Here is a 26320-nt window from a genome sequence, read left to right as displayed (position 1 = left end):
CCCCCCAACTGTGCCTTTCCTCACACCCCCACCCCTGCCAACCGGAAACTCGCACGGAGTCCTGCGGGAGATGGACATGACGACCTCCAACATGGCCCTTACGAAGAGGCGCTTCGCGCGTCTGGCAAGCGCTGTTTATGCGGGGGCCCCCGCACCCCCGGGGACCTCGCGGGGTGCTGTGGGAGGTGGATGTGGTGGCCTTCGGCATGGTCCTTGCGGAGGGGCGCTTCGCGCGGCCGGCAAGGGCTGTTTATGCGGGGGACACCCCCGCACCCCCGGGGGACCCCCGCGTGGGGTGCTGTGGGAAGCGGGCGTGGTGGCCTTCGGCATGGTCCTTGCGGAGAGGCGCTTCGCGCGGCCGGCAAGGGCTGTTTATGCGGGGGACACCCCCGCACCCCCGAGGAGACCCGCGCGGGGTGCTGTGGGAAGTGGATGTGGTGGCCTTCGGCATGGTCCTTGCGAAGGGGCGCTTCGCGCGGCCGGCAAAGGCTGTATTGCGGGGGCGCCCACGCTGTCGGAGAGACGCGCGCGGGCGGCAAAGCCTGTGTGCGTGAGGGGGCAGCTCCCGCGGCTCTCGGAGAGACCCGCGCGGGGTGCTGGAGGAGTGGGGGGATGCGGTCATGGTGTGCTGTCTCGTTCCTCGTACGGGGTGCCTTGCCAGGGGCCCTGGGGGGAGGGGGTGCAGGTGCAGTGGGGGTGGATGGGCCAGGGGCGGCGTTTCCATTGCCAGTCGGGGGTGATGTCGATGGAGCGGCCCACCACCTGGGGGTCGAAGCCGTCTATGTGGGTCAGGGCGTGGCCGGTCGCCTGGGCGGCTACCGCGGTGGACAGGGCGGTGCCGCAGGCGATCTCGCCGGCGGGGTAGCCGCCGAGGTGGGCGCCTACCAAGGGCCAGGCGGGGTCGTGGTCTCGGCGGGTGAGTTCGAGGCAGTGGAGGCAGGGGCTGCGGCCGGGGAGGACCAGGGGGCCTACGGTGCCTATGCCTTCGGTGGCGGAGACCAGGAGGTGGGGGATGCCGGACTGGAGCAGCTCGGGGGCGGTCAGGGGGTCGAGGGGGGTGACGGGGGCCAGGACGACCAGGTCGGGTGGGGAGGCCCGGTCGGCGGGGCGGGAGGCGGCGCGGCCGGTCCAGACGTTGACGCCGGGGGCTATGCGGCGGGCGGCCGCGGCGGCGGCCTCTTCTCTGGGGTGGCCCACGTCGGTGTAGGACAGGCCGCCGGGGACCACGTGTTCGTGGCGGGTGGGGGCCGGGTCGACGACGCACAGGTGACCTATGCCGGAGGCGGCCAGGAGGACGGCGATCTGCGCGCCGACGCGGCCGGCGCCGTAGACGCGGACCTGGGCGCGGCGGCGGCGGGCCAGTGCGCTCAGGCCGGCGTCGGCGGCGTCGGCGGGGGAGAGGGACAGGTCGTCGAGGTCGGGGGCCAGGCGTTCGCGTTCGGGTGCGGACAGGCCGCGCAGGGCGTCGGGGCGGACGGCGGCGTCGTCGAGGAGGCCGCCTTCGGCCAGCAGGCGCACCAGCTTGCGGGCCGTCTCCTCACCTATGTCGGCGGTGGCGACCAGCTCGTCCAGGGTGCGTGTGCCGTCGAGGGCCTCGACGAAACCGCGCTCGGGTGGCTCCAGCTTGGTGAGCATGACGGCGCGCATCGGGTTGACGCCGAGCTGCAGTGTGCGGTCGTCACGTTCCACACGGCGCAGCACGGGCTTGAGGCGGGGCCGCAGCGGGTGCGGGCGGGAGGAAGGTCTCGTCTGGGTCACGAGCGGGAGCCTCGCACAGGTCCGCCCCGCGCGCCGGGCCTCCGTGCCTGGCTGTGGATAACTCCGGCTTCCAGGGACGGCCTGTGGACGACGCCGGAGCAGGCCTGCGACGGGGATGTTCACCGCTCGATGTGACGGATGTGAGACGTGTGGTAGCTGAACACCTGGCGAACACTGATTGACCAGCGAAAACGCGAAGCACCCCCTGTGGAATCCCGGCGCACTCGGCTACCGTGCTTATGTGCCCCCCGAGACAGTGGAGGTCCGTCGGAGTGCACGCCGACGGCGAACCGTATCCGCGTACCGCGATGGCGACAAGACCATCGTGCTTCTGCCTGCCGGTCTGAGCAGCACGGATGAGGAACAATGGGTGCGCCGGATGCTCGACCGGCTCGCCGCCAAGGAGCAGCGCAGGCGTCCGAGCGACGACGATCTGCTTGAACGTGCCAAAGACCTGTCCGCGCGCTACCTCGATGACGAGGCGTTGCCCAGCAGCGTCCGCTGGGTCGACAACCAGCGGCACCGCTGGGGCTCGTGCACCCCCGACCACGGCACCATCCGGTTGTCCACACGCTTGAAGGGCATGCCGGCCTGGGTGGTCGACTACGTGATAATGCACGAGCTGGTCCACCTGCTGGTACCGAGCCACGGCCCGCGCTTCTGGGCCCTCGTGGAGCGTTACCCGAAGGCCGAGCGCGCCCGCGGCTTCCTGGAGGGTTACTCCATGGCCGCGCACGGGACCACGGACGAGTGCTGAGGATCGCGGCCGTCCTGGTCACGCCGGGCATGGGTGGTGGGGCACCACCCGGCGTCGACCCCGATGAGTTCCTGCGTGCCCTGGCCGAGGACACCTACGAGATCGTGGCCGGCCTCGACCTGGTCGAGCCGGTGATCGTCGCCGCCGGAGTGGGCGGCATGCCCGAGATCGCCTGGCCCGGCACCCGCGTCGTCGAGCTGCCCGCGGACTCGACACTGAACGAGGTCTTCGCGGCGCTGCACCCCTACGGCGAGCAGGCCGCGGTGATCGCCGGCGACGCGCCCGACCTGCCGCCGTTGCTGATCGGCAAGCTGTTCCGCGAGCTCGGCCGCGCTCCGATCGCCGTCACACCGGCCGAGGACGGCACCGCCGTGGCCGTCGCCGCCCGACTCCCGTACCCGCCGTGGGCCACCGCCGGCCTGGACACCCCCGGTGTCGTCCGCCACCTGCGCGAACAGGCCCCCGGGCCCCGCACGGTCGCCACCGGCCCCGGCTGGCACCGCCTCCGCACCCCCGCGGACGTCGGCCGCCTTGACCCCGGCCTCGAGGGCTGGGACAACACCCGCGCCCTGCTCAGCGCGTGACTCAGCGGGCGGACGGCACCGACAGCTCGGCCAGCACGGCGCGGTGGTCCGTGCCCGGGATGTCGTACACGTTGTAGCGCTCGACGGCGATGCGCCGGTCGGTCAGCACGTGGTCGATGGTGATCAGCGGCGGGACCCGCTTGTTGGCCGGCCACGTCGGGATCAACCCCTTGCCGGTGATGTCGCCGGCGTCGTGGTACCCCCGGTCGATCAGCCGGCGCATCTCCGCGTGGTCCAGGCTCGCGTTGAAGTCCCCGGCCAGGATGCGGAACGGCCCGGACGGCGGCGCGGACGGCAGCGCCCGCAGGCCGGCCGTCCACAACACCGTCTGACGGCCGAGCGGCGGCAGGGTGTGCACATCGACGATCTGCAGCCGGGCGCCGCCCGGCATCGTCAGCTCGGCCGCCGGCATGTTGTGCCCGATCACCTGGAAGAGCCCGTCCAGCCGGGTGAGCGGGTGGCTGGAGAAGATGCCGCTCCCCGCCGCGCTCCACTCGTCCTCCAGCACGCGGTACGGCATGAGCTCCTTCAGCCCCGCCGCGTCCAGCTCGGACACCGCCTCGGGGGTGAGCTCCTGGGTGCTCAGGACGTCCGGCCGGTGGCGCCGCACGAGCTCCACCAGCGCCTGCGCGTCGGCGTGCCCGAACAACAGGTTGGAGCTGAGCACCGTGAACGGCTGCCCGCCCGCCGCCGGCGTGGTGTCCCCGAACGCCCGGGGCAGCACGCTCACACCGAGCGCGGCGGACGTGAGCAGCGCCACGGCCGTCACCGTCTTCTTGCGCGACAGCAGGGACAGCAACACCGGCAGCAGCGAGCCCGCCGCGGCGTACGGCGTCGCCGTGATGATCTGCGCCAGGAACGATCCACGCTCAAGGCCCGCGACCCGCGCCACGGCCCAGGCCGCGAACGGGGTGACCGCCAGCCAGGCGAGCGTGCCCGGCACGCGCACCTTGCGCCAGCGGAACGGCGGCGGGGTCGCGATGACCCCGCCCACCGGTGTGTCGGTCGTCGTGTCCACGTGACCCCTTGCCTCGGTCGTACGCCTCGACCCTATCCACCGGCCGTAGGACGGGCGTGAAGAACCGCCTCGTCAAATGATCAGGACAGCAGGACGGCCCGGGCGCGGCGGGCCAGGCGGCGGGTCGCCTCGTCGGTGGGCTCGGGGATGTCGTCCACCGGCACCCACCGCAGCTCCAGCGACTCCTCGCTGCGCACGAACTCCGCCCCGGGCGGCGCCACCGCGCCGTACTCCACGTCCAGATGCCAGCTGTGCGGCGGATGGCACCACACCCGGTGCCGGTCCAGGGCGAGCGGCCCGGGCAGCAGCCGCAGCCCGGCGATGCCGGACTCCTCGGTGGCCTCCCGCAGCGCCGCCCGCGCCAGGGAGGCGTCGCCGGGCTCGCAGTGGCCGCCCATCGGCAGCCACATGCGTGCCTTGGGGTGGTGGGTGAGCAGCACCATGGCCCCGTCGTGCGACAACACCGCGGTGGTCGCCGTCAGGTGGCCGGCCGCGCACGACCGCCACATCGCGTCGTCGTAGGCCCGCAGGTGGGCGAGGAACTCCGACCGCAGCTCCTCCTCGGGCCCGGTGGGCGCCGTCCAGCCGGTCAGGGACGCCACGGCGTCCTCACGCAGGGCCGTCGGCGCCAGGGGACGTGGCGTCATCCGGCGCCGGGACCGTCGTCCCCGGGCTTCTTCTCGCCCTCGCCCGGCCCTTCGTCCTCGAAGGCCGACATGTCAAGCCCGCCGTCCCCCCGGACGAACGCCCCGGGGTCGTCCAGGTCGCCGGCGTTGGGCATCAGGTCGGGGTGGGACCACACCGCGTCCCGCCCCTCGACGCCGCGGTCCGCCGCGAGGGCCTGCCACAGTGCCGCCGCCTCGCGCAGCCGCCGGGGGCGCAGCTCCAGCCCGACGAGCGTGGCGAAGGTGCGCTCCGCGGGCCCGCCGGTGGCGCGGCGCCGCCGCACCGTCTCGGACAGGGCCGCCGCGGACGGCAGCTTGCCGGTGGCCGCGGCGTCGGTGACCGTGCCCACCCAGCCCTCGACCAGCGCCAGCAGCGTCTCCAGCCGGGCCAGCGCGGTCTTCTGCCGCTCGCTCTCCTCGGGCTTGAGCAGCGCGCCGCCGCTCAGCGCCTCCTGGATCTGCTGCATGTTGTTGACGTCAAGCCCGCGGATCTGCTCCTCCAGCGCGGAGACGTCCACGGTGATGCCCTTGGCGTACTCCTCGACCGCGCCGAAGAGCTGCGACCGCAGCCACGGCACGTGCTGGAACAGCCGGTGGTGCGCGGCCTCCCGCAGCGCGAGGTACAGCCGGATCTCCTCGGACGGGATCTCCAGCCCGTGGCTGAACGCCGCGATGCCCGCCGGCAGCAGCGCCGCCGTGTCGGACAGCGGCAGCCCGATGTCGGTGGAGCCGATCACCTCGGGGGCGAGCGCGCCGAGGGCCTGGCCGATCTGGCCGCCGACCATCATGCCGCCCATCTGGCGCATCATGCCGACCAGCGGCCCGAGCTGCGCCATCGCCGCGCCGCTCTCGCCGCCGAGCCCGCCGAGGGTGCCGCTCATCGTCTCGACCATGCGCTCGGCGATCGGGTCGCACAGCCGCTTCCAGACGGGGACCGTCTTCTCGATCCACTCCGAACGGCTCCACGCCTCGGGTGAGCTCAGGCCGCTCGGCAGCACCGTGGCCTCGTTCAGCCACAGGTCCGCCAGGCGCAGGGCCTCGGCGATCTGGCGCCGCTCACCCTCCATCACGCTGGGGTCACCCTCTGCGACGACCGCGTGCCGCGCGATGTTCTTGGCCATGTCCCAGTTGACCGGCCCCGAGCCCTGGGGGGCCGACAGCATGTCGGCGAACTGCCGCATGGCCGCGGCCATCTGCTCCGGATCGCCGAACATCGCGAACGGGTTCTCGTTGGGGTCGTTTTCGCGACCTGGCAGGTCAGTCACCGCTCTACCTCGTGCAGGATGGAGGAGTCCACATCCGCCACGTTATCCGTCGTAGGGCGGATCAGTGCAAAGTGAGGACCTCGTGCCTACCTCGAAACGCGTCCGGCCACCGGTCATCGCCGTCACTGGCGCGGCTGCGGGGCTGGGGCGGGAGTTCGTCTCCCGGGTCGCCTCGTCTGCGGATTTCCGCCGTGTGGTGGCCATCGACGACCAACGGGGCGACGTCCCCGACGTCACCTGGCGGGTGCTCGACGTCCGCGATCCGCTCTTGGCGAACCGCATCTCCGACGTCGATGTGCTCGTCCATCTCGGCACCGACTCCGGGCTGGACTCCGAGCCGGGTGAGCGCCGCGCCTACAACGTCCGCGCCGCCCAGACCGTGCTGACCGCCTCGGCGGCAGCCCGGGTGCGCCGCACGGTGCTCGTGACGAGCGCCATGGTGTACGGCGCCGCCCCCGACAACCCCGTGCCCCTGCCGGAGGACTCCCCGGTGGCCGCGGAGCTCGACTCCGGCATCGTCGGCGACCACCTGGAGGTCGAGGCGCTCGTCCGCAGGGCCGCGCGCAGCCACCCCGGCCTGGAGGTCGTCGTGCTGCGTCCGGCCGCCGTGGTCGGGCCCGGTGTCGACACCGTGATCACCCGTCACTTCGAGGCGCCTCGCCTGCTCATGGTCAAGGGCTCCGAGCCGCGCTGGCAGTTCTGCCACGTGGACGACCTGCTGTCCGCGCTGCACATGGCGGCGCTCGGCATGGTGTCCGGCGTGGTCGGCGTCGGCAGCGACGGGTGGCTGGAGATGGAGCAGGTCGAGGAGCTGTCCGGCCTGCGGCGTTTCGAGCTGCCCGCCGGGCTGACCTTCGGCACCGCCCAGCGCCTGCACCGCCTCGGCATCACCCCCGGGCCCGCCACCGATCTTCACTACGTCGTGTACCCGTGGGTGGTCGACTGCGCCGCGTTGCGGGCCGCCGGGTGGAAACCCGTCTGGACCAACGAGGGCGCGCTGGAGCAGCTCCTGGAGCTGCGCGAGGGCCGGCACGCCGTGGTGGGGCGGCGGCTGTCCGGCAAGGAGGCGACGATCACGGCCGCGGGGGCGACCGTCGCGGTCATCGGCACGGCCGCCATCGTGCGCCGCGCCCGCCGAAAGCGCCGCACCTGAGCGGGGCCGTACGGCGGGGTTCGACGGGGGCGCGAAGTAATCTCGTGGAGTGAACGTGATTCGTCTGCTCGCCATCCGTGACACGCCGCTGTCCGCCGACGAGGTGCTCGCCGCCGTCGCCGACCACGCGGCCGGGGGCACCACCCTGTTCGTCGGCACCGTGCGCGACCACGACCACGGCAAGCCGGTCACCTCGCTGTCGTACTCGGCACACCCGACCGCTGAGGCCGAGCTGCGCCGCGTCGCCGAGAAGGTCGCCGCCGACTTCTCGCTGACCGCGCTCGCCGCCGTCCACCGGGTCGGCGACCTGCGGCTGGGCGACGCCGCGGTGATCGTCGCGGCCGCCGCCGCGCACCGTGACGAGGCGTTCCAGGCGGCCCGCCGCCTGATCGACGACCTGAAGAAGGAGGTCCCGATCTGGAAGAACCAGGAGTTCGACGACGGGACCACCGAGTGGGTGGGCGCCTGCGGCTGACCCCGCACCCGGCGATCTTCCGGTGAGTGTCCGCGCTGCGCCGCCCCCAGGAGAGCATAGAGTTTCTTCATGTCCCGACGAGGTCTGACGCTGGTCGTCGCCGGCTTCCTGACGCTCGCGCTCGGCGGCGCCGGCGCCCTCCTGCCCGTCCCGTACGTCGCCCTGAGCCCCGGCCCCACCGAGGACACACTGGGGTCGGTCAAGGGCAAACCCGTCATCACGATCTCGGGGCACCAGACCTATCCCACGTCCGGCAAGCTCAGCCTGGTCACCGTCGCCTACCAGGGCGGCCCGACCGCCCACCTCGACCTGCTCACCGCGCTGCGCGGCTGGGTGGACCCCGACGTCGCGGTCGTCCCCGAGGAGACGATCTTCCCCAAGACCGTGACGGTCAAGCAGGTCGAGGAGCAGAACACCCAGGAGATGACCGGCTCCCAGCAGGACGCCACCGCCGCGGCGCTCAACGAGCTGAAGATCCCGGTCGACGTGGTCATCGTGGTCGCGTCCACCCAGAAGGACCGCCCCGCCGACGGCAAGCTGCGCCCCGGCGACCAGATCACCAAGGTGGACGGCGCACCCATCCGCAGCGTCGACGACGTCGCCGCCGGGGTGCGCAAGCACAAACCGGGCGAGCAGGTGAAGTTCGACGTGATCAGGGACGGCAAGCCGCTGACCGTCGACGTCGGCACCGTCGAGGGCAACGGCGGCAGCATCGTCGGCATGATCATGGGCACGCGGTTCAAGTTCCCGTTCACCGTGAACGTCAACGTCGGCGACGTCGGCGGCCCGAGCGCCGGCCTGATGTTCTCGCTCGGCATCTACGACAAGCTGACCCCCGGCGAGCTCACGGGCGGCAAGTCCATCGCCGGCACCGGCACCATCACCGCCGACGGCAAGGTGGGCTCGATCGGCGGCATCCAGCAGAAGATGATCGGGGCCCGCGGCGCCGGTGCCACGATCTTCCTCACTCCGGCGGACAACTGCGACGAGGCCCTGCCCTCGGTGCCCGACGGGCTGCGCCTCGTCCGGGTCAGCACGATGCGCGAGGCCGTCCAGGCCATCGACGCGCTGCGCACCGGGTCGGGGAACGTCCCCACGTGCGAGGCCCGCTGATGGCCGCCGCCATGCTTTCCCGCGCGGGGGGAACCCGCGCGGGTCTCCGGCCGTTGGGCCACGTGAACGCGCGCGACCTGCCCGCAGGCGCCGCCATGCTCAGAGCCATCGCACCCGCCGGGGTTCCCCGGCCCGGCCGCCGGTTGTGGCCGTACCGTGCCCGTGGCCCGGAGCGTGACGGCGCCGTCACCGGTGTAGGTTGCGACACACGGACCATTACTCGTGAAACCTAGGGGTGGGCCTTGACCTTCCGGAACCCCGGCGCGGGTCGGGCGATGCGATTGCCCCGACGGCCGCGGCTTCTCGTCCCCGTCGCGATAGCGCTGGTCGGGATAGTCATCCTGTTCTTCGTCTTCGCCGGCTTGTTCACCGACTGGCTGTGGTTCGACTCGATCGGCTACACGTCGGTGTTCTCGACCATGCTGATCACGCAGCTCCTGCTGTTCCTCATCGGCGCGCTGATCATGGCAGGGGTCGTCGGCGGGAACATGGTGATCGCGTACCGCACGCGGCCGCTGTTCGGCATCGGCCTGTTCAACGGGCCGCAGGGCGCGGACCGTTATCGTGCGGCGGTCGATCCGCACCGCAAGCTGATCTTCATCGCCGGGCTGGTCATCCTGGGGCTGTTCACCGGCTCCTCGACCGCCGGGCAGTGGAAGACCTGGCTGCTCTTCGTGAACAGGACACCGTTCGACAAGCCGGACCCGATGTTCGGCATGGACATCTCGTTCTTCATGTTCACGTACCCGTTCATCCGGCTGATGCTGAACTTCCTGTTCACCGCGGTGATCATCTCGATCATCCTCGCGGCGATCGTCCACTACCTGTACGGCGGGTTCCGCTTCCAGTCGCCCGGCGTGCACGCCACCCGTGCCGCCCGGGTCCACCTGTCGGTGCTGGTCGGCCTGTTCGTGCTGCTCAAGGCCGTGGCCTACTGGGTGGACCGGTACGGCCTCGTGTTCTCCGACCGCGGCAAGGTCTTCGGCGCGTCCTACACCGACGTGCACGCGGTGCTACCGGCCAAGAGCATCCTCGCGATCATCGCGCTGATCTGCGCCCTGTTGTTCTTCGCCGGCGTGATCCGGCCCGGCGGCATGCTCCCCGGCGTCGGTTTCGGCCTGCTGGTGCTCTCGGCCGTCCTGGTCGGCGCGGTCTACCCCGCGCTGGTCGAGCAGTTCCAGGTCAAGCCGAACCAGCAGAGCAAGGAGCAGCAGTACATCGGCTACAACATCGCGGCCACCAGGGACGCCTACAACGTCTCCTCGGCCAAGATCGTGCCGTACAGCGCCAAGACGCAGGGTTCACAGCAGGAGCTGCAGAGCGAGGTCTCCACCATCCCCGGCGTGCGGCTGCTCGACCCGAGCGTGTTGTCGCCGACGTTCCAGCAGCTCCAGCAGATCAAGGGCTACTACCAGTTCCCCGAGCAGCTCGACGTCGACCGCTACAACATCGACGGGGCGTCGCGTGACACCGTGGTCGCGGTCCGCGAGATCGGTCAGCCGCCGGACAGCAACTGGATCAACGACCACCTCGTCTACACCCACGGCTTCGGCTTCGTCGCCGGCCCCGGCAGCAGGACCGACGCCCAGGGCAAGCCCGACTTCATCGTCAAGGACATCCCGCCGACCAACGGCCTCGGCACCTTCGAGCCACGCATCTACTTCGGCGAGAACTCCCCGGCGTACTCCATCGTGGGCGGCGACAAGAAGATCGAGCTGGACTTCCCCCTGCAGAGCAACAACGGGCAGGGCAGCGGCCAGGAGAACACCGTCTACACCGGCAAGGGCGGCGTGCCGATCGGCAACTTCCTCACCCGCCTGCTGTACGCCGCCAAGTACGGCGAGACCAACCTGCTGCTCTCCTCCGACATCAACCCCAAGTCGCGCATCCTGTACAACCGCGACCCGCGTCAGCGCATCGAGCAGGTGGCGCCGTTCCTGACCCTGGACAGCGACCCGTACCCGGCGGTCGTGAACGGCCGCATCCTGTGGATCGTGGACGGTTACACGATGTCCGAGGACTACCCCTACTCCGAGCGCCGCAGCTTCGGTGACATGACCCGTGACACCTCCACCGACCGCCTGCTGGCCGCCCAGCAGCCGCGCGACCACATCAACTACATCCGCAACTCGGTGAAGGCCACGGTCGACGCCTACGACGGCACGGTCACCCTGTACGCCTGGGACGACAAGGACCCGCTGCTGCGCACCTGGCAGAAGGCCTTCGGCGGCATCATCAAGCCGAAGTCCGACATCTCGCCGCAGCTCATGGACCACCTGCGCTACCCCGAGGACCTGTTCAAGGCGCAGCGCGACATCCTCGGCAACTACCACGTGACCGACCCCAACGCCTTCTACGGCGGTCAGGACTTCTGGAAGGTCCCCGAGGACCCGGCGAGCACCAAGACCAAGCAGCCGCCGTACTACGTGACGCTGCGCATGCCGGGAGAGACCGAGCCCCGCTTCTCGCTCACCTCGACCATGGTGCCGAACAACCGGGACAACCTGGCCGCCTTCATGGCCGTGGACGCCACCGGTGACGCCGACACGCCGATCCAGATCCTGCAACTCCCGAGCGACACCACGATCCCGGGTCCCAAACAGGCGCAGAACACCTTCGACACGAAGGCCGCCAGCGTCCTGAACGACCTGCGCATCGGCGGCACCACCGAGACCCTCAACGGCAACCTGCTGACCCTGCCCTTCGGCGGCGGCCTGCTGTACGTCGAACCCGTCTACGTCCAGCCCAAGGTCCAGAACTCCGCCCGCTATCCCACCCTGGCCCGCGTCCTCGTCATGTTCGGCTCCGACGTAGGCATCGGCACAACCCTGACCGACGCCCTGGACCAGGTCTTCGGCAAGGGCCAGCAACTCCCCACGACCCCCACCACACCAACCCAGAACCAGCCCAACCAGCCCCAGGTCCCCACCAACCTGGCCAGCGCCTACGCCAACGCCCAGAAGGCCTACGACGACGGCCAAGCGGCCCTCAAGAACGGCGACTTCGCCGCCTACGGCGAAGCCAACAAGCGCCTGGCTCAGGCCCTCAAGGACATCCAGTCAGCCCTGGACGCCCAGAAGCAGCCAACCCCGGCCACTCCTTCCGCCACCCCCACAGCAACCCCCACCCCCGACCCGTCCTCGGCAACCGCCGCCACACCAGCACCAACGCCCAGCTCATGACCCCCGGGGGCGGGTCACCCGACCCGCCCTCCGCCTTGATTTGCCTCCGCCCTCCCCGCCCGATAGTCTTTACCTACAACGCGACGCGGGGTGGAGCAGCTCGGTAGCTCGCTGGGCTCATAACCCAGAGGTCGCAGGTTCAAATCCTGCCCCCGCTACTAGCGAAGGCCCTGGTCTCCGGTTCACCGGAGACCAGGGCCTTACTCTTTCGGCGCCAAACCCGGCCGTTTGTAAACGGATCTGTAAACGCCGCCGCCATCTAAGCCACCACGCCCCCTCGCGGGCATCACCGCGGCCCAAGCGGTAAGGCTCAATGAAACGGTGGTGCGGCATAGGGGGTCTGGCATGAACGGGGGCCGTCCAGGGCGATTGATCTTGCTGTGCGGGCTGCCAGGGGCAGGCAAGACAACTCTCGCGAAGCGACTGGCTGACCAGATTCCGGCCATTCGCCTGTGCCCTGACGAATGGTTGACCCGTCTGGGGATCGACCTGCACGAGGCAGAGCCACGTGATCGGCTTGAAGGGCTGTTCCGGCAGCAATCGGAAGACCTCGTCCGGCTCGGAGTCAGTGTGATCCTGGAGTTCGGTTTCTGGGCTCGTGCCGAACGTGACGAAATGCGACTTCGTGCTCGCGCACTCGGAGCCGCAGTCGAGCTGCACTACCTGGCGGTTCACACCGATGGGTTATGGCGCCGGCTGGAGGCCCGCAACAAGCAGAGAGTGCCGGGCGTAGCGGTCATCAGCCGAAACATGATCGAGCAGTGGGCCGAAGCCTTCGATGCTCCACATCCTGGCGAGTTCGCCCTCTTCGATAACCCCTGTGGACGCCGCGGTGCCTTGGGTGATGTTCCGCTGTAGGTCAGGAAGTGGGGAGACCGGTCAGCCGGCACAGAACGAGGAAACCGTCGTCGGTGCCGGGCCAGTGGCGGCGTACGGCGGGGAGTCCTGCGTGGCGTACGACGCTGCGGAGTACGGCGGTGACGATGATCGCGTCGTCTGCGTAGCCCAGGACGGGGATGAAGTCGGGGATGAGGTCGATCGGGAAGGCCAGGTAGGCGAGGAGAAGGGCGAGTCGGAGGCGTACGCCGCGGGGTAGGTCGGGGTCGGAGGCCAGGCGGTGTACCAGGCGTAGGACGTCGGGCAGGAGGCGAAGTGCCTCTCGGAGGAGGCCGCCGCGTGGGCGGACGATCGCCAGGGTGATCAGGAGTATCGACCAGGCCACCAGGAGCGCGGCGGCTAGGGCGATCAACGTGTCCAGCCACCACCGGCCGGTCACTGGGCCTCCCCATGGAGTGCTGGGATGCCGGGGCCCGTGCTCATCGCGGCGGTTTCGGCTGACAGTGCGGTCTGCTCGAAAGCCGCGAGGTCCGCGGCCGCATGCTCGACGGCCGTTCTTGCCGCCGGGCCTGCGGGGGCGTGGAAGTAGTCGCGGGCCGCGATCTTGGCCAGCCACGAGCGGAAGCGTTCCAGGTCCGCTTCTGATTCCTCCACCTCGGCGTAAGTGGTCCTGCCGCGATCACGTTCCCGGTCCAGCTCTTCGCGGAAGGCGGGGAGCCGTTCCAGGACTTCGGCGTACTCGGCGTCGCGGGCGGCGTTGAACTCACTCACGATCTGTGTGTACTCGGCCTGGTCCGCGAGGGTTATCCGCAGGACCCGGCCGTTGCCTCCCTGTTGGTGTACACGGTCCATCAGGCGACGTACCTGCCGGATGGTCTCGGACCGGTCAGGCAACAAGCACACCGACTGCTGCAGGTACAGAGCGCCGAGGGAACGTAGCTTGCGCCACACCTGCACGCGCAACGTCCCAGGTCCCCCGGCGGTCGAAACACTGATCAACAGCCAGCTCTGATCGTGCGTCACATGCGTATGTTACGCGCGTAACATACGCATGTGACAAGTGCTACTTGAAGTAGACGTACAGGGACTTCCAGGTCCCGGAGTAGAGGCAGTTCAGCGAGGGCTTGGCGGCCTTCGGCTCGGAGCAGACCTTGAGTTCGACCTGGTAGACGTTCTTGAAGGTGAAAGCGAACTTCTTGGCCTTGTCGTACTTGCAGGTGGTGAAGGTGCGCAGGGTGTTGGGCACGTTGCCGTCGGCGGTGCCGTAGGAGACGCGGAAGACGGCCCAGCCGCAGTTCGAGCCTGAGCGCGTGCGGTCGATGACCTTGCCCTTGACCTTCACCAGCGAGGTGGGCTTGCTCGGGTCGTCCTTCGGGGCCGCCCACAGCGTGCCGTACGCCTTGGCCTTGCGACCGGGGGCGTAGTAGGCGCCCCAGTTCTGGGTCGCGGTGGTCTGGGCTGAGACGGCGGCGGGGCTGCCGGTGGTGTCCGCGGTGGCGGCGAGGGGGGTGAGGGCTATAGTGCCGGCGACCAGGGCGATCCCGGTGAGGGTACGGGGGGCGGTCATTGGTGATCCTTTTCTCTTGAGCTGGCAGCAGTGTGCGACGGGCCGCTTTCAAGGTCCTTGACGCCGCATTGCAGATGAATGGGACAGCGCATTGCAGACCAGTGACACGAGGCGGGTTCACGGCTCGCTCGCTGCCGGGCCTTGCATCGCAGGAGTGTCTACAGTGGGACCGGGCCGTGACCGGCGCTGAGGTGGAGCACCACCAGGGAGCGGCCTGACAGCCGACGTCGATGCCGGGCGCCTGGGCGATTCACTGCGACGCCTCTGGAGACGCTCATGGCTCGAACGCAGGTCGCCGGTCTCATGGACGGCAGCCGTCTCGCCCGCGACATTCTCGCGCACACCGCGGCGGTGTGCGCGGACGTCACACGACGGGTGGGGAAGGCGCCGTGCCTGGCCACGGTGCTGGTAGGGGACGATCCGGCTTCGGTGACCTACGTCCGTATGAAGCGGGCTCGATGCGCGGCGGCCGGCATCGATTCCCGGTACGTGCACCTGCCGGCCGCGACCACCACCGAGGAACTGGTCGACGCCATCGGGTCTTTGTCGCAGGATCCTGACGTGCACGGGATCCTGCTGCAACACCCGGTAGGGCACCACATCGACGAACGGGCCGCCTTCGAGGCCATCGCCCCGGGAGAAGGACGTCGACGGGGTCACGACGCACTCGTTCGCGGCCATGAGCTTCGGCCTGCCGGGCTTCGTCTCCTGTACTCCGGGGGGCATCATGCGCCTTCTCGACGACTACGGGGTCGAGGTCGCGGGCAGGCACGCGGTCGTGGTCGGCCGGAGCGCGATCCTCGGCAAGCCCGCGGGGATGCTCCTGCTGGCGCGGGACGCGACGGTGACGTACTGCCACTCGCGTACCCGCGACCTGCGTTCCGTCGTGCGTGAGGCCGACATTCTCGTCGCGGCCGTCGGACGGCCTCGCCTCATCGCCGGGGAGGACGTCAAACCGGGCGCCGTGGTGATCGACGCCGGTTACAACCCGGGCAACGTCGGTGATGTCGACTTCGAGACCGCGAGGACCCGTGCGAGCCTCATCACCCCTGTGCCAGGCGGCGTCGGGCCCATGACCATCGCCGTGTTGCTCGCCCAGACGGCGCAAGCGGCGGTCGCGAGCGCATCATGACGCCGAGCGGACCCGGCGGCCGATTCAGCTTTGTGCCAGCTTCTGGGCCAGGCGGCGGCCCTCCAGATCGGTCTCTTCGCACAGGGCGCGGGCTCGGTCCCAGCAGCGGGAGTGGTCGTCCGGTCGGCCCTCGGCGCGGGCCGCGAGGCCCAGGGCGTACCACGCTTGTGCTTGGCGGGGGAGGTCGCCGAACTCGTGGCAGACCTGGACGGCCTCGGTGCCCACGGGGACGGCGCGGGGGCTGCCGAGGCGGGCCAGTACTTCGCTCAGCGCTCCGAGGCACTCGGCGATGCCGGTGGGGTGGTGTTCCGCGCGGAACGTCGCCAGTGCGCGGTCCAGTACCTCTACCGCGCCGGGCAGGTCGCCGGTGGCGGCCAGGTCCAGGCCCAGGCGGTAGCCGATCATGCCGGCTCGTACCCGGTCGCGGCCTGCGGGGTCGGTGAGTTGGGCGAGCGCACGCCGGTGCAGCTCGGCCGCCTCGGTGGGGCGTCCCATGTCACGCAGGATGTCGCCGGTCGCGTAGGCGGCGATCACCTCGCCGTTCTCGTCGCCGTTGTCGGCGAACAACTTCGCCGCGAGCCGCGCACGGTCGAGGGCCTCCGCCAGCCTGCCGGATCGGTGCAGCGCCCCCACGGTGTACAACGTGCTCCAGGCGTGGCCGGGGCGGTCGCCGATCTCGGCGTACAGCCGCCTGGCCTTTTCGTGCTCGGGCAGCGCCTCCTCGGGGCGCCGGGCCTGGTATTTGAGCGCGAAGCCGAGCCCGTTGCGTACGTGGGCCTCCAGTGCCGGACTGCCCAGTTCCCGCGCCGCGTCGACCGCGAGCCGGAACAGCTCGTGCCACGCCGCGAGGTGGTGGTGCCGGTCGGCCAGGCCCCGTACGGCCTCGACCACGGCGACGATCTCCTCGGCGCGGTGCTGCTCGGCCGTCCGCCGGAGCGCCCACGTGAGCGTGTACCGCTCCGCCTCGAACCAGTCGAGCGCCGCGCGGGCCGAGTCGAACTCCTGCCGCGGCCGGGGGAAGGGGGACGGCACGACCGGCTTGCGGTTGCTGGGGAACCAGGACGCCGCGGCCACCGCCGTCCCCAGCAGCCGGCTGCGCACCCGCTCCAGCGCGGCCTCCTGTTCGGCCGGGCCGTCCTCGTCGCGCACCCGCTCCTGGCCGAACAGGACGAGCAGGTCATGCAGCCGGAACCGTCCCTCGGCCGCCGCCGGCGTGAGCAGCCCCGCCTCGGCGATCGCGGCGAGCACGGCGGTGGCCGTCTCCGGATCGGCGTCCAGCACGTCGGCCACGGCGGCGACGTCGTACGCGGGCCACGGCAGCGACGTGAGCCGGCGAAGCGCGGCCCGCGGACCCGGCGCGAGCTGCCGGTACGACACGGTGAACGCGGCCCGCACCTCGACGTCGCCGGCGTACAGGCCGTCGAGGCGCCGGCGGGTGTCCCGTAATCGGTCCATCAGCCCCCCGACCGTCCACCCCGGGCGGCTCGCCAGCCGGCTGCCCGTGATCCGCAGGGCGAGCGGCAGGCCGCCGCAGATGTGGACGAGCTCGTCGGTGGCCGCGGGTTCGGCCGCCAGCCGCTCCGGGCGCACCATCCCGGCGAGCAGGTGCCGGGCGTCCTCGTCGGACAGCGCGCCGAGCCGCAGGCGCCGCACCCCGGTCAGGTCGGCGAGTTGCCGCCGGCTGGAGACCAGCACACGCCAGTCGCCGCCGACCGGCAGCAACGGGCGCACCTGCTCGGCGTCCAGCGCGTTGTCCAGGACCAGGACCGCGCCGCGTCCGGCGACCTGTTCCAGGTAGCACGCCCGGCGCTCGGCGGAGCCGCCGGGAATCCGCCGCCGGTCCATGCCGAGGTCGGTGAGCAGTTGCGCGAGCGCGCCGCGGACGCTCGTGGCGCGGCCGGCGGTCCCCCGCAGATCCACGAAGAACACGCCGTCCGGGAGCGTGGCGGCCCGCAGCCGGGCCGCACGCACGATCACACTCGTCTTGCCGATACCGGGCGGCCCGTACACCACGGTCGCCCCGGCGGTGCCGAGGTGACGGGCCAGCTCGTGCAGCTCGGCGTCGCGTCCGCTGAAATCCGGCGGATCCGCCGGCAGCGGCACGCGCGCCGGCCGGCCGGCCAGACCGGCGAGGACGTCGGGAATCCGGGCCGCGCTCGCGGCGGGACCGGGATCCGGTGCGCGGGACACCGGGCCGTCACCGTCCGGACGGCCGCGCCGCTTCGCCGTGTCCCGGTGCAGCAGCGCCCGTTCGTCCGGTCCCAGCCGCAGCGCATCGGCCACGCGGTCGATGGTGGCCCGCTGCGGCCGGGCCACCCGGCCCCGTTCCAGGTCCCGCACGGTCCGTTCTCCGAGGCCCGCCGATTCGGCGAGCTGACGCTGGCTCAGACCGGCGACCTGCCGGTAATGCCGAAGTAACGTCGCCAACGCGTCCGGTTCATCGAGACCAGACATCATCTCTCCAGCCTCTGTCGATCTCCCTGACGCCCGGAACACTAGATGTTCAACATGTCGCGACGCGCACCGTTGACGGATGTGTCGATCACTATTGCCGCCGTCCGGCGAGCCCGGCGTAAGGACCGGCGATGACGGCCGGCACGGACGAAGCCGAGCGGGGCCTCCCCGCGACGCTCGCGGCCCTGAGACGGTCCGCGGGGATGACCCAGGAGCAGCTCGCCGAAGCCGCCGGGTTGTCGCCACGGACCGTCGGCAACCTGGAACGCGGCCGGGTGATGCCACACCGGCAGACCATGAGCCGCCTCATGGCGGCCCTCGGCCCGGAAGCGACCCGCGAGCTCACTCCGCCTGCCGAGGCGACAGGCGGCGCGGCGGCCCTCGGGCCGGCCGCCGGCACCGAACCCTTCACCGGCCGTGACGCCGAGCTGGCCATGCTCGACGAGGTGGCCGCGGCCGCGATGACGGCGGACGGGCGGTGCGTCGGCCCGGCCGTCGTGGTGATCAGTGGCCCGGCCGGGGCCGGCAAGACCCGGCTGGCGATCCGGGCGGCCCACCGGGTGGCCGCCGCGCACGGGGCCCAGGGGCACCTCCTCGACCTGCGGGGACGGCACCGCCTGGCGGTCGCACCCGGCACGGCCCTCGGCCATCTGCTGCACGCGCTCGGCGTCCCGGAGTCCCGCACGCCGTGGCCCGTCCTGGAGCGCACCGATGTGCTGCGGGCCGTGATGGCGGGCCGCCGCGGCGTGCTGGTCCTCGACGACGCCGCCGCCGAGGACCAGGTCCGCCCGCTCCTGCCGGCCTCCACCGGCTGGCTGGTGATCGTCACCAGCCGCGGCGGCCTGGCCGGCCTGTTCGGCGCCCGATGGTGCCACCTCGACCCGCTGCCGGGCGCCACGCCCACCACGTCCGGTGCCACCCTGGACGAGACCTACCGCCGGCTCCGCCCGGACGCCCGTCACCTGTTCCGCCGGCTCGCGCTGCTGCCCCCGGGCGACCACCCGGTCGCGGTCGCGGCGGACATCACCGGATTCGCCCCGGCCGACGCCGAGGCCGCGGTCGACGCGCTCATCGAAGCCGGCCTGCTGGCCGACGCGCCCCGTCCGGGCCGGTTCCGGCTGCACCCCGCGTCGCACCGGCACGCCGCCAGGGCGTCACGGCTCACCGAGTGCACCGGACCGGGGACGTATTCGCCCGGCTGCGGCGGCGGCTGACCCTGCCGGCGGACCGCACCACCTGAGCGGGATGCGATGCTGGGAACGTGGCGCGTACAACTCACACCCCGGAGGCCGCGGGGGCGAACCCCGCCCCTATCACCACGAAGGCCCTGGTCACGAACTCCCGGTGACCAGGGCCTTGGTTTTCGAGCGCCATGCACGAGCCCACCGCCCGCCACGGAAGGACTCGCCCATGAAACCCGATCAGATCGCCGCCATCTTCGACGCGACGGACGCCGAGTTCGCGGAACTGTCCCCCGTCCTGTGGGACCCCATCGGCGCCGCCACCGTCAAGGCGGCGGAGGTACGCCAAGGAGACCGTGTCCTCGACGTATGCTGCGGCGCCGGCGCCGCGGCGATCCCCGCGGCCGTCACGACCGGCCCCACAGGAGCCGTGCACGCGATCGACCTGGCCGGCTCGCTCCTCGCCCAGGGCAGACGCCGCGCCGCCACCCACGGCCTGCGCAACGTGCGCTTCGTCAACGCCGACGCCACCACATGGACGACGGACACGCCTTACGACGTGGCCCTCTGCGTCCACGGCGTGTACTTCCTCCCCGACATGGACGGCTCCGTCACCCGCCTGACCGGCCTGCTGACCCCCGGCGGCCGCTTCGCCGTCACCACGTGGGCACGAGGCGCGCTGGAGGAGTACGCCAAGGTGCTCCGCGCGGCCGTCGAGAAAGCCCGCGGCGCCCCCGTGCCGGCCCCGTCCGGCAGCGCGTCGTTCGTCCGCATCAGCACCGAACAGGGCCTGGCGGGCTGGCTGACCGAACGCGGCCTGGACGACGTGCGCGTCACCCAGATCCCCATGTCCGTCTCCCTCACCCCCGAACTGGCCTGGCTCCTCGTCACGGGCAGCGGGTTCCGCGGCATGCTCACCGGCCTGGACGCCGCCACGGTGTCCGCGGTCCGCACCGACCTCCTCACCGGGCTTCGGGCCGCGGGAGTGGACGAGGTGGACACTTCCATCCTGATCGGCGTCGGCGTGACGCCCGTCAGCGGCGCAGGAGGCGGCGGCTGACGGCGGCGCAGATGGCGATCAGGATCGCGGCGAAGCCCAGGAGGGCCGTGCGGTCCTGGACGTAGTGGGTGGCGAGGCCGAGGGACAGGATGGGGGCGGCGAGGCCGATGTAGGCGATGAGGAACAGGCCGGCCAGGGCTTCGCCGCGGTGGGACGGGGCGGCGAGGGTGAGGACGCGGGTGACGGTGGCCTTGAACAGGACGCCGGCGCCGGCGCCGGCCAGGACGCCGCCCGCGAGGAACAGCGGGAGGCTGGGGAGCCAGACGGCGGTGCTCAGGGTGACCAGGCCGGCGGGCATGAGAACGAGGCCGGTGGCCAGTTGCGGGCGCAGGGCCAGGTGGCGCAGCACGGTCTGGGTGGTCGCGGCGGCGGCGAAGACGAGGAAGGTGACGAGGCCGGCCAGGGCGCGGGACGGGTGGTGCAGGGTGCCCGCGACGAAACCCGGGGCCAGGGACGTGAACAGGCCGAGGACGGCGAAGGTCGTGAAGGCGGCGAACGCGGCGGCGAAGAACGCGGGCCGGTGTTCGTCGGGCACGGAGACGCGCTGCGGCCGGTACGGCGGGCGTGGCGTCACCGGGCGGACGGTCTCGGGCACGAAGGCCGTGGCGACGGCGGTGATCACCAGGAGGGCGAGGAAGACCAGGTACGGCGTGCGCAGCGGCGCGGGCGCGTACTCGGCGAGCAGACCGGAGACCAGCGAGCCCACCGCGAAGCCGCCCATGTTGGCCGCGGTGGCCACCAGGTCCGCGCGGGTACGGTCGGCGCGGGGGCGGGCGGCCAGGTGCAGGTCCGTGAGGTAGGCGGTGGCGGTCGCGGTGACCATGCCGATGCCGAGACCGGTGACGGCCCGCGCGGCGACCAGCACCCCGAGGGACGTGGAGGTCAGGAACATCACGGCCGCGGCGACCTCGATCAGCACCGCGGGCAGCAACACCCGCCGGCGCCCGAACCGGTCGGACAGGTGCCCCGCGAGGAACAGGCTGACGACGACGCCGACCGCGTACGCGGCGAACGCCACGGTCACCATGAGCGTCGAGAACCCGTCCTCCTGCTGGTAGATCGCCCACAGTGGGGTCGGGACGGTCGTGAACGCCATCGCGACGAGGAACGTCAGCGCGGTGATCCAGAAGCCGGCCCGGTGGCCGGCCCCGCCCCACGACCGCCGGGAACCCCGCCGAGGCCCGGACAGCACGACTTCTGGTGTGATGTCGCTGACAGGGGAAACGTCGGTGGGGGCGGACATGGGGATCTCCTGCTCGGCGCATCGCTCTGAACTCTTCTCAGGATGCGGGCGTACCTGCAATCGCGTCCAACGCTTGTTTTCGATCGCGGTCATCGGCTCGGGAGATGATCAGACATGGAACTGCGCCACCTCGAGTGCTTCCTGGCCGTCGCCGACGAGCTCAACTTCACCCGCGCCGCGGGGCGCCTGCACATCGTGCAGTCCGCCGTCTCCGCCGCCATCAGGTCCCTGGAGCACGACCTCGGCGCCACCCTGTTCGAACGCGACTCCAAACGCGTCGCCCTCACCGACGCCGGCGCCGCCCTGCTCCCCGAGGCGCGGGCCACGCTGGCGGCGGCGCAGGCGGCCAGGGACGCGGTGGGGGAGGTCCGCGGCGGGCTGCGCGGCACGGTGGACGTCGGCACCATGACCTCGGTCGGCATCCTGGACATGCCCGCTCTTTTCGGCGAGTTCCACGTGCGGCACCCGGCCGTCACCATCCGGCTGCGTGCCGCCCCGAGCGGCTCGGCCGGGCTGGCGCAGGCACTCCTGGAGGGCCGGCTCGACATCGCGTTCCTCTCCCTGCCCGGCCGCCCCCCGGCGGGGCTGACCGTGCGGGAGCTGGCCACCGTCCCGCTGGTCGCCGTCCTTCCGGCCGGACACCGGCTCGCCGCCGCCCGGGACGTCCGGCTCGCGGACCTGGTCGACGAGCCGTTCATCGACTCGCCCCTCGGCTACGGCAACCGCGCCATCGTGGATCGCGAGCTCGCCGCCACCGGCCTGCAGCGTCACGTCGCCATCGAGGTGACCGACATCAGCACCGCCGCCGCGTACGTCGGCCACGGGCTCGGCGTGGCACTGATGCCCGGCTTCGCCGTACGGCGCGACCCCCGTGTTCGGGTGGTGCCCGTGGAGGAGGGCACTCTGCGCTGGTCCCTCGGCGTCGCCACCGCCGCGGCCCGCCGCCCGAGCGCGGCCGTCAAGGCGCTGATCGCCCTGGCGGACGGGCACGTGCACACCGACCCGGGGTGACTCACACCAGCCGTCCGCCCTGGGCCACGAAGATCACCAGATCGAGCCCCGCCACGGCCACCGTCACCGCGAACGCCGCCCGCCGCAGCGACCGCCGGGCCAGCACCGCCCCGCCCGCCAGTGCCAGCCCGACCGCGGAGAGTCCCGCGACCGCGAGCGCCGCCGAGCCCCCCGGCGCCATGGCGATCACCAGGGACGCGGCGACCAGCAACGCGGCGGCGCCCATCCGCGCCCCGGTGGGCCCGAGCCGCTGCGGCAACCCCCGCACGCCGAGCGCCAGATCGCCCGGCAGGTCCGGCACGACGTTGGCGAAATGCGCCCCCATGCCGAGCAGCGCGCCCGCCACCGGGGCCCACCACGCCGGCCACGGCGCCCCGGGCAGCCCGAGCGTGACGAACGCCGGCAGCAGCCCGAACGCCACCGCGAACGGCAGCGGTGACAACGGGCCCGCCTTGAGCCACAGGTTGTACAGCCATCCGCAGGCGACCGCCGCCAGGTGCACGAGCCCCGCGGCCACCCCGCTGGCCAGCGACAACGGCACGCACGACACCAGCGCCGCGACCGCCGCCACCGCGATCGTGCCGGGCGCCACCGTCTCACCGGCAAGCGGCTTGTCCGCACGCCCCACGGCACGGTCACGCCTGCGGTCCAGCCAGTCGTTGCTCCAGCCGATCGAGAGTTGCCCCGCCAGCACGGCGGCCCCCACCAGCGCCGTCCCGCCCGGCCCCCGCCCGGCCGCCGCCGCCAGGGCGCACGCCGCGGCGGTGACGACCGCGGTGGGGCCGGGATGGGAGGCGCGGAGCACGGTGAGCATGCGATCAATCCTGGCCCACATCACGCCGTACAGGCCGGTACGGCACCACGCGAACCTGTGATCGAGAAAACCGGGGGCGGGGAGTAATCTGAGCGATGTGCGGATCGCGGTGACGCCCGAGGGGAACGGCGCTACCCTGCGGCCCCTCGGCGGGCGCGAAGGGGCCGTCACGCACGTCGACGACCTGGCCGAAGCCGTCCGCGACCTGGACCGCGTCGAGCGTCCCCGCTGGGTCTGGACGGACACCCGCGCCGTCTACCCGCCGCTGCTCGCCCGCGGCGTGCGCCCCGCCCGCTGCCACGACCTCACGCTCACCGAGGGGCTGCTGCTCGGCCACGAGGGCCGGTACGGCGAGCCGCGGTCGGCCGGCGCCGCGTACGCCCGGCTGCGCGGCCTGCCCGTCCCCGCCGACGATCCGGGGCACCACGCCCGGCAGGCCACCCTGTTCGAGCCCGAGCCGCTGCCGGTGGACGTCGCCGCCGTCTACGGCGACCAGCTCCGGCGCATCGAACGCACCGCCGACCCCGCGAGGTTCCGCCTGCTGGTCGCCGCCGAGTCCGCCGGGGCGCTCATCGCCGCCGAGATGGGCCACGACGGCATGCCGTGGCGCGAGGACGTCCACGACGCGCTGCTCACCGACCTGCTCGGGCCCCGTCCCGTGCACGGCATGCGCCCCGTCAAGCTCCAGGCCCTCGCCGACCAGGTCGGCGCGGCGTTCGGCGCGGCCGTCAACCCCGACTCCCCGCAGCAGATCGTGCGGGCGTTCAAGGCGGCGGGGCTCAGCGTGGCGTCCACCCGCTCCCACGTGCTGAAAGAGGTCGACCATCCGGCGGTCGCGCCGCTGCTGGCGTACAAGGAACTGGCACGCCTGTACAGCTTCCACGGCTGGGTGTGGGCGGACCAATGGGTGCGCGGCCACCGTTTCCGGCCCGAGTACGTCGCCGCCGGGGTCGTGTCGGGTCGCTGGGCGACGAACGGCGGCGGGGCCCTGCAGATCCCCAAGGTCATGCGGCGGGTGGTGGTCGCCGACGAGGGCTGGCGCCTGGTCGTCGCCGACGGCGCCCAGCTCGAACCACGGGTGCTGGCGGCCATGGCGGGGGACGGCGGGCTGGCCAGGGCCGCCGGTGAGATCGACCTCTACGCCGCGCTCGCCCAGGCGTTCGGCGGCTCCCGCCAGAGCGCGAAGATCGCCATGCTGTCCGCGATGTACGGCGGCACCAGCGGTGACGCGTCCAAGCTGCTCGCCGTCATGCGACAGCGGTTCCCCCAGGCGTACGCGTTCGTGGAGGAAGCAGCCAAGGCCGGAGAGGAAGGACGGCTGGTACGTTCCTGGCTGGGCCGCACCTGCCCACCACCCTCGGCGCACTGGACCCGCCTCGTCGCCGGGCCCGAGGGTGCCCGCGCGGCCCGCGACCGGGGCCGGTTCACCCGCAACTTCGTCGTCCAGGCCACGGCGGCCGAGTGGTCGCTGACCCAGATGGCCCTGCTACGGGGCCTGCTGCCCGAACCCGCCCGGCTGGTGTTCTTCCAGCACGACGAGGTGATGGTGCACTGCCCCGAGGAGCTCGTGGCCGAGGTGGCGGACGCCGTGGGCCGGGCGGCCGCCGAGGCCACCCGGCTGCTCTTCGGGGAGACACCCGTGCGCATCCCCATGGAAGGGGTCGCGGTGACGTGCTACGCCGACGCCAAACCCGTCAGCGAGCCCGAGCCGGGACCAGCAGCGACAGCGACCGCCTGATCGCCCACCCGATCAGGCAGACACCGAACACCGCCTGCCCCGCCCGGACCCACCCTGCGGTGGCCGTCGCGGCGAACACCACCACGCCCAGCCACAAGACTCCGAACACCCCCACGAGCGTCACGGCCGCCCAGTTCATCCCCCGCTTCCACATGGGTGGAAGTCTTCCAGGCCCATTTCCAGGGCACGGTAAAGCGCGTCATCCGTCCTTCGCAGGGATCGGCCCGCTCAGCGGGCGAGTCTCCGCGTGGGGCCAATACACCGGCGCATCCGCGTGCTCGGCCGGGACCGGGCCGGCGGCTCGGCCAGATGGGCGATCAACTCGGCGGCCGTACGGGCGTCGGAAAGGATCCGCATGACGTCCTCGTCCGCGGCCGGCAACTGGCCGCGGCGGCCGAGCTCGTGCCGCAGGAACGTCAGAGGGTTCGGATCCCCGACGATGTCCGACGCGATCGTGGCCCGTGCGGCTGTCAGCAACTCCAGATAGCGGGCGCGTAGAGTCGCCTCACGTAGGCGCGCCTGCTCCAAGTCGTCCAACAAGGTGCGAGCCAACACCAGCAGACCGTCCGAGTCGCCCTCGTCGGCTGCGATGTGCGCACGGATGTCGTCGAACTCCGACCGCGTCATGATGTCCACCTCCACGGCGGGCTTCCGGGCACCGGGGTGGCGCCTGCGGAGTCCCGCACCCTTTTCGTAACGTCTGGCGATTGCGGATGACTTGCCGGAGGGTTGCCCTCGCGCGAATCGCCCGCTCTTGGGATGGCTGAGAGGCGTTGAAGGTTTACCGGTGACCGAAGTGGCCTCAGTGACTCCACGGGGCTGCTAGAGTTTTCCCTCGTTGGGCGCGATCGGCCCCCGAAAGATCCAAAAATCTTCGGACTGCTGGCGTGCCTGCAAACTCCCTCAACCTCCGGTTTGTCCGGTTCGCGTGCTTGATGTGCGTGTGTCCGGATCGTCTGGTAAGTTCGAGGGGTTGCCCTGGAGACAGAGCAAATTGCGAACTTTAACCGGTTTGTGATGATTTCGGATAGATCAAACGATTTGATCGGAATCGTCAGGATCTGGTAAAGTTACAGACAGATGAACGGCCCCGGCGGGGCTGGACCTGACAGGGTCTGGTTCGCGGCCGGTGTACGCGTCCGTTTCTTGAGAACTCAACAGTGTGCTAAAAGCCAGTGCATGAATAGCATTAACCCCGTCCCCTGGGGTCTGCGCTTCGGTGTGGGCTCGCGGGGATGGTTTTCCTTTGATGAGAGGCCTCTTTTAGCCGAGGGGTTTCTCGCTGGGGTTTCTTTTCAGACATTGTTTGGAGA

At 71.6% G+C, this 26320-nt stretch carries 24 protein-coding genes, 1 tRNA gene and 1 riboswitch; of the genes, 13 read left to right on the top strand and 12 right to left on the bottom strand.

All coding sequences use genetic code 11. From position 1 onward, the window contains the following. Positions 1-618 precede the first annotated feature (618 nt). On the bottom strand, positions 619-1758 hold the full coding sequence (locus tag ABGB17_RS37565; protein ID WP_347638920.1) for a ThiF family adenylyltransferase: 1140 nt from the start codon (positions 1756-1758) through the stop codon (positions 619-621). Positions 1759-1999: 241 nt separating this feature from the next. On the opposite strand from ABGB17_RS37565, the gene ABGB17_RS37560 reads away from it, so the two are divergent. Next, a complete protein-coding gene (locus ABGB17_RS37560; RefSeq protein WP_347638918.1) occupies positions 2000-2515 on the top strand; it encodes a M48 family metallopeptidase in 516 nt (171 codons plus the stop codon). Beyond that, complete coding sequence (locus ABGB17_RS37555) at positions 2509-3099, top strand: hypothetical protein (RefSeq protein ID WP_347638916.1); 591 nt, start codon at positions 2509-2511, stop codon at positions 3097-3099. The genes ABGB17_RS37560 and ABGB17_RS37555 overlap by 7 nt, the downstream gene beginning before the upstream one ends. Position 3100: 1 nt before the next feature. Here ABGB17_RS37555 and ABGB17_RS37550 read toward each other — a convergent pair whose 3' ends face one another. The 3 genes from ABGB17_RS37550 to ABGB17_RS37540 form a co-directional block, all read right to left on the bottom strand. Beyond that, complete coding sequence (locus ABGB17_RS37550; RefSeq protein WP_347638914.1) at positions 3101-4117, bottom strand: endonuclease/exonuclease/phosphatase family protein; 1017 nt, start codon at positions 4115-4117, stop codon at positions 3101-3103. Between the two features lie 80 nt (positions 4118-4197). Next, positions 4198-4764 (bottom strand): NUDIX domain-containing protein, encoded by a 567-nt coding sequence (locus ABGB17_RS37545; RefSeq protein ID WP_347638912.1) that lies wholly within the window; start codon positions 4762-4764, stop codon positions 4198-4200. After that, entirely contained in the window at positions 4761-6047 is a 1287-nt protein-coding gene (locus ABGB17_RS37540) for a zinc-dependent metalloprotease (RefSeq protein ID WP_347638910.1), read from the bottom strand. Before ABGB17_RS37540 ends, ABGB17_RS37545 begins: the two co-directional genes overlap by 4 nt. An 82-nt stretch (positions 6048-6129) precedes the next feature. Between ABGB17_RS37540 and ABGB17_RS37535 the strand changes: the two genes are divergently transcribed. The 6 genes from ABGB17_RS37535 to ABGB17_RS37510 all read left to right on the top strand — a co-directional run bounded on the left by ABGB17_RS37535 (position 6130) and on the right by ABGB17_RS37510 (position 12828). Continuing rightward, complete coding sequence (locus ABGB17_RS37535) at positions 6130-7200, top strand: NAD-dependent epimerase/dehydratase family protein (protein WP_347638908.1); 1071 nt, start codon at positions 6130-6132, stop codon at positions 7198-7200. Between the two features lie 49 nt (positions 7201-7249). After that, the gene (locus ABGB17_RS37530; RefSeq protein WP_347638906.1) at positions 7250-7675 is read left to right on the top strand and encodes a molybdenum cofactor biosynthesis protein MoaE; all 426 of its coding nucleotides are present in this window, start codon (positions 7250-7252) and stop codon (positions 7673-7675) included. Positions 7676-7744: 69 nt separating this feature from the next. After that, positions 7745-8788, top strand: coding sequence for a PDZ domain-containing protein (locus ABGB17_RS37525; protein ID WP_347638904.1), 1044 nt, complete (start codon positions 7745-7747; stop codon positions 8786-8788). A gap of 275 nt (positions 8789-9063) precedes the next feature. After that, complete coding sequence (locus tag ABGB17_RS37520) at positions 9064-11970, top strand: UPF0182 family protein (protein WP_347638902.1); 2907 nt, start codon at positions 9064-9066, stop codon at positions 11968-11970. Between the two features lie 84 nt (positions 11971-12054). Further along, positions 12055-12128: transfer RNA gene (locus ABGB17_RS37515), tRNA-Met, on the top strand. Between the two features lie 187 nt (positions 12129-12315). Continuing rightward, positions 12316-12828, top strand: coding sequence for an AAA family ATPase (locus tag ABGB17_RS37510; protein WP_347638900.1), 513 nt, complete (start codon positions 12316-12318; stop codon positions 12826-12828). A gap of 1 nt (position 12829) precedes the next feature. On the opposite strand, the gene ABGB17_RS37505 is transcribed toward ABGB17_RS37510, so the two are convergent. The 3 genes from ABGB17_RS37505 to ABGB17_RS37495 are packed head-to-tail and all read right to left on the bottom strand — an operon-like array spanning position 12830 to position 14374. Next, complete coding sequence (locus ABGB17_RS37505) at positions 12830-13246, bottom strand: DUF1232 domain-containing protein (protein ID WP_347638898.1); 417 nt, start codon at positions 13244-13246, stop codon at positions 12830-12832. Then, positions 13243-13830 carry a Chromate resistance protein ChrB gene (locus tag ABGB17_RS37500; protein ID WP_347638896.1) on the bottom strand — a complete coding sequence of 196 codons (588 nt, stop codon included), beginning with the start codon at positions 13828-13830 and terminating at the stop codon, positions 13243-13245. Before ABGB17_RS37500 ends, ABGB17_RS37505 begins: the two co-directional genes overlap by 4 nt. A 40-nt stretch (positions 13831-13870) precedes the next feature. After that, complete coding sequence (locus ABGB17_RS37495; protein ID WP_347638894.1) at positions 13871-14374, bottom strand: hypothetical protein; 504 nt, start codon at positions 14372-14374, stop codon at positions 13871-13873. Between the two features lie 166 nt (positions 14375-14540). Next, a riboswitch (ZMP/ZTP riboswitch) is annotated at positions 14541-14628 on the top strand. 425 nt (positions 14629-15053) lie between these two features. Here ABGB17_RS37495 and ABGB17_RS37490 point away from each other — a divergent pair. Next, on the top strand, positions 15054-15506 hold the full coding sequence (locus ABGB17_RS37490) for a hypothetical protein (RefSeq protein ID WP_347638892.1): 453 nt from the start codon (positions 15054-15056) through the stop codon (positions 15504-15506). A gap of 24 nt (positions 15507-15530) precedes the next feature. On the opposite strand, the gene ABGB17_RS37485 is transcribed toward ABGB17_RS37490, so the two are convergent. After that, positions 15531-17960 carry a helix-turn-helix domain-containing protein gene (locus tag ABGB17_RS37485; protein ID WP_347638890.1) on the bottom strand — a complete coding sequence of 810 codons (2430 nt, stop codon included), beginning with the start codon at positions 17958-17960 and terminating at the stop codon, positions 15531-15533. A gap of 131 nt (positions 17961-18091) precedes the next feature. Here ABGB17_RS37485 and ABGB17_RS37480 point away from each other — a divergent pair, with 131 nt between their 5' ends. Further along, positions 18092-19174: a helix-turn-helix domain-containing protein gene (locus ABGB17_RS37480; RefSeq protein ID WP_347638888.1), complete on the top strand. Its 1083-nt coding sequence runs from the start codon at positions 18092-18094 to the stop codon at positions 19172-19174. 196 nt (positions 19175-19370) lie between these two features. Continuing rightward, positions 19371-20201: a class I SAM-dependent methyltransferase gene (locus ABGB17_RS37475; protein ID WP_347638886.1), complete on the top strand. Its 831-nt coding sequence runs from the start codon at positions 19371-19373 to the stop codon at positions 20199-20201. Here the strand turns inward: ABGB17_RS37475 and ABGB17_RS37470 are convergent. Then, entirely contained in the window at positions 20176-21444 is a 1269-nt protein-coding gene (locus ABGB17_RS37470; RefSeq protein ID WP_347638884.1) for an MFS transporter, read from the bottom strand. The genes ABGB17_RS37475 and ABGB17_RS37470 overlap by 26 nt on opposite strands. Positions 21445-21558: 114 nt before the next feature. Between ABGB17_RS37470 and ABGB17_RS37465 the strand changes: the two genes are divergently transcribed. Further along, entirely contained in the window at positions 21559-22455 is an 897-nt protein-coding gene (locus ABGB17_RS37465; protein WP_347638882.1) for a LysR family transcriptional regulator, read from the top strand. Position 22456: 1 nt separating this feature from the next. On the opposite strand, the gene ABGB17_RS37460 is transcribed toward ABGB17_RS37465, so the two are convergent. Then, complete coding sequence (locus ABGB17_RS37460; protein WP_347638880.1) at positions 22457-23269, bottom strand: UbiA family prenyltransferase; 813 nt, start codon at positions 23267-23269, stop codon at positions 22457-22459. A 97-nt stretch (positions 23270-23366) separates the two neighbouring features. On the opposite strand from ABGB17_RS37460, the gene ABGB17_RS37455 reads away from it, so the two are divergent. Continuing rightward, positions 23367-25007 carry a bifunctional 3'-5' exonuclease/DNA polymerase gene (locus ABGB17_RS37455; RefSeq protein WP_347638878.1) on the top strand — a complete coding sequence of 547 codons (1641 nt, stop codon included), beginning with the start codon at positions 23367-23369 and terminating at the stop codon, positions 25005-25007. Here ABGB17_RS37455 and ABGB17_RS37450 read toward each other — a convergent pair. Next, entirely contained in the window at positions 24964-25161 is a 198-nt protein-coding gene (locus tag ABGB17_RS37450) for a hypothetical protein (RefSeq protein ID WP_347638876.1), read from the bottom strand. The genes ABGB17_RS37455 and ABGB17_RS37450 overlap by 44 nt on opposite strands. Positions 25162-25235: 74 nt before the next feature. Next, positions 25236-25634 carry a hypothetical protein gene (locus ABGB17_RS37445; RefSeq protein WP_347638874.1) on the bottom strand — a complete coding sequence of 133 codons (399 nt, stop codon included), beginning with the start codon at positions 25632-25634 and terminating at the stop codon, positions 25236-25238. Positions 25635-26320: the final 686 nt, after the last annotated feature.

Source organism: Sphaerisporangium sp. B11E5, assembly GCF_039871875.1.
GTDB lineage: Bacteria > Actinomycetota > Actinomycetes > Streptosporangiales > Streptosporangiaceae > Sphaerisporangium.
The sequence above is the reverse complement of the archived record's forward strand: the minus strand, read 5'-3'. Positions and strand labels throughout refer to the sequence as shown.

Excerpts from the sequence above, each read along its gene's own strand:
- ABGB17_RS37545 (WP_347638912.1), bottom strand. The coding sequence starts at position 4,764 with ATGACGCCACGTCCCCTGGCGCCGACGGCCCTGCGTGAGGACGCCGTG.
- ABGB17_RS37525 (WP_347638904.1), top strand. The coding sequence starts at position 7,745 with ATGTCCCGACGAGGTCTGACGCTGGTCGTCGCCGGCTTCCTGACGCTC.
- ABGB17_RS37520 (WP_347638902.1), top strand. The coding sequence starts at position 9,064 with ATGCGATTGCCCCGACGGCCGCGGCTTCTCGTCCCCGTCGCGATAGCG.
- ABGB17_RS37510 (WP_347638900.1), top strand. The coding sequence starts at position 12,316 with ATGAACGGGGGCCGTCCAGGGCGATTGATCTTGCTGTGCGGGCTGCCA.
- ABGB17_RS37495 (WP_347638894.1), bottom strand. The coding sequence starts at position 14,374 with ATGACCGCCCCCCGTACCCTCACCGGGATCGCCCTGGTCGCCGGCACT.
- ABGB17_RS37490 (WP_347638892.1), top strand. The coding sequence starts at position 15,054 with ATGAGCTTCGGCCTGCCGGGCTTCGTCTCCTGTACTCCGGGGGGCATC.
- ABGB17_RS37485 (WP_347638890.1), bottom strand. The coding sequence starts at position 17,960 with ATGTCTGGTCTCGATGAACCGGACGCGTTGGCGACGTTACTTCGGCAT.
- ABGB17_RS37480 (WP_347638888.1), top strand. The coding sequence starts at position 18,092 with ATGACGGCCGGCACGGACGAAGCCGAGCGGGGCCTCCCCGCGACGCTC.
- ABGB17_RS37475 (WP_347638886.1), top strand. The coding sequence starts at position 19,371 with ATGAAACCCGATCAGATCGCCGCCATCTTCGACGCGACGGACGCCGAG.
- ABGB17_RS37470 (WP_347638884.1), bottom strand. The coding sequence starts at position 21,444 with ATGTCCGCCCCCACCGACGTTTCCCCTGTCAGCGACATCACACCAGAA.
- ABGB17_RS37465 (WP_347638882.1), top strand. The coding sequence starts at position 21,559 with ATGGAACTGCGCCACCTCGAGTGCTTCCTGGCCGTCGCCGACGAGCTC.
- ABGB17_RS37460 (WP_347638880.1), bottom strand. The coding sequence starts at position 23,269 with ATGCTCACCGTGCTCCGCGCCTCCCATCCCGGCCCCACCGCGGTCGTC.
- ABGB17_RS37450 (WP_347638876.1), bottom strand. The coding sequence starts at position 25,161 with ATGTGGAAGCGGGGGATGAACTGGGCGGCCGTGACGCTCGTGGGGGTG.
- ABGB17_RS37445 (WP_347638874.1), bottom strand. The coding sequence starts at position 25,634 with ATGACGCGGTCGGAGTTCGACGACATCCGTGCGCACATCGCAGCCGAC.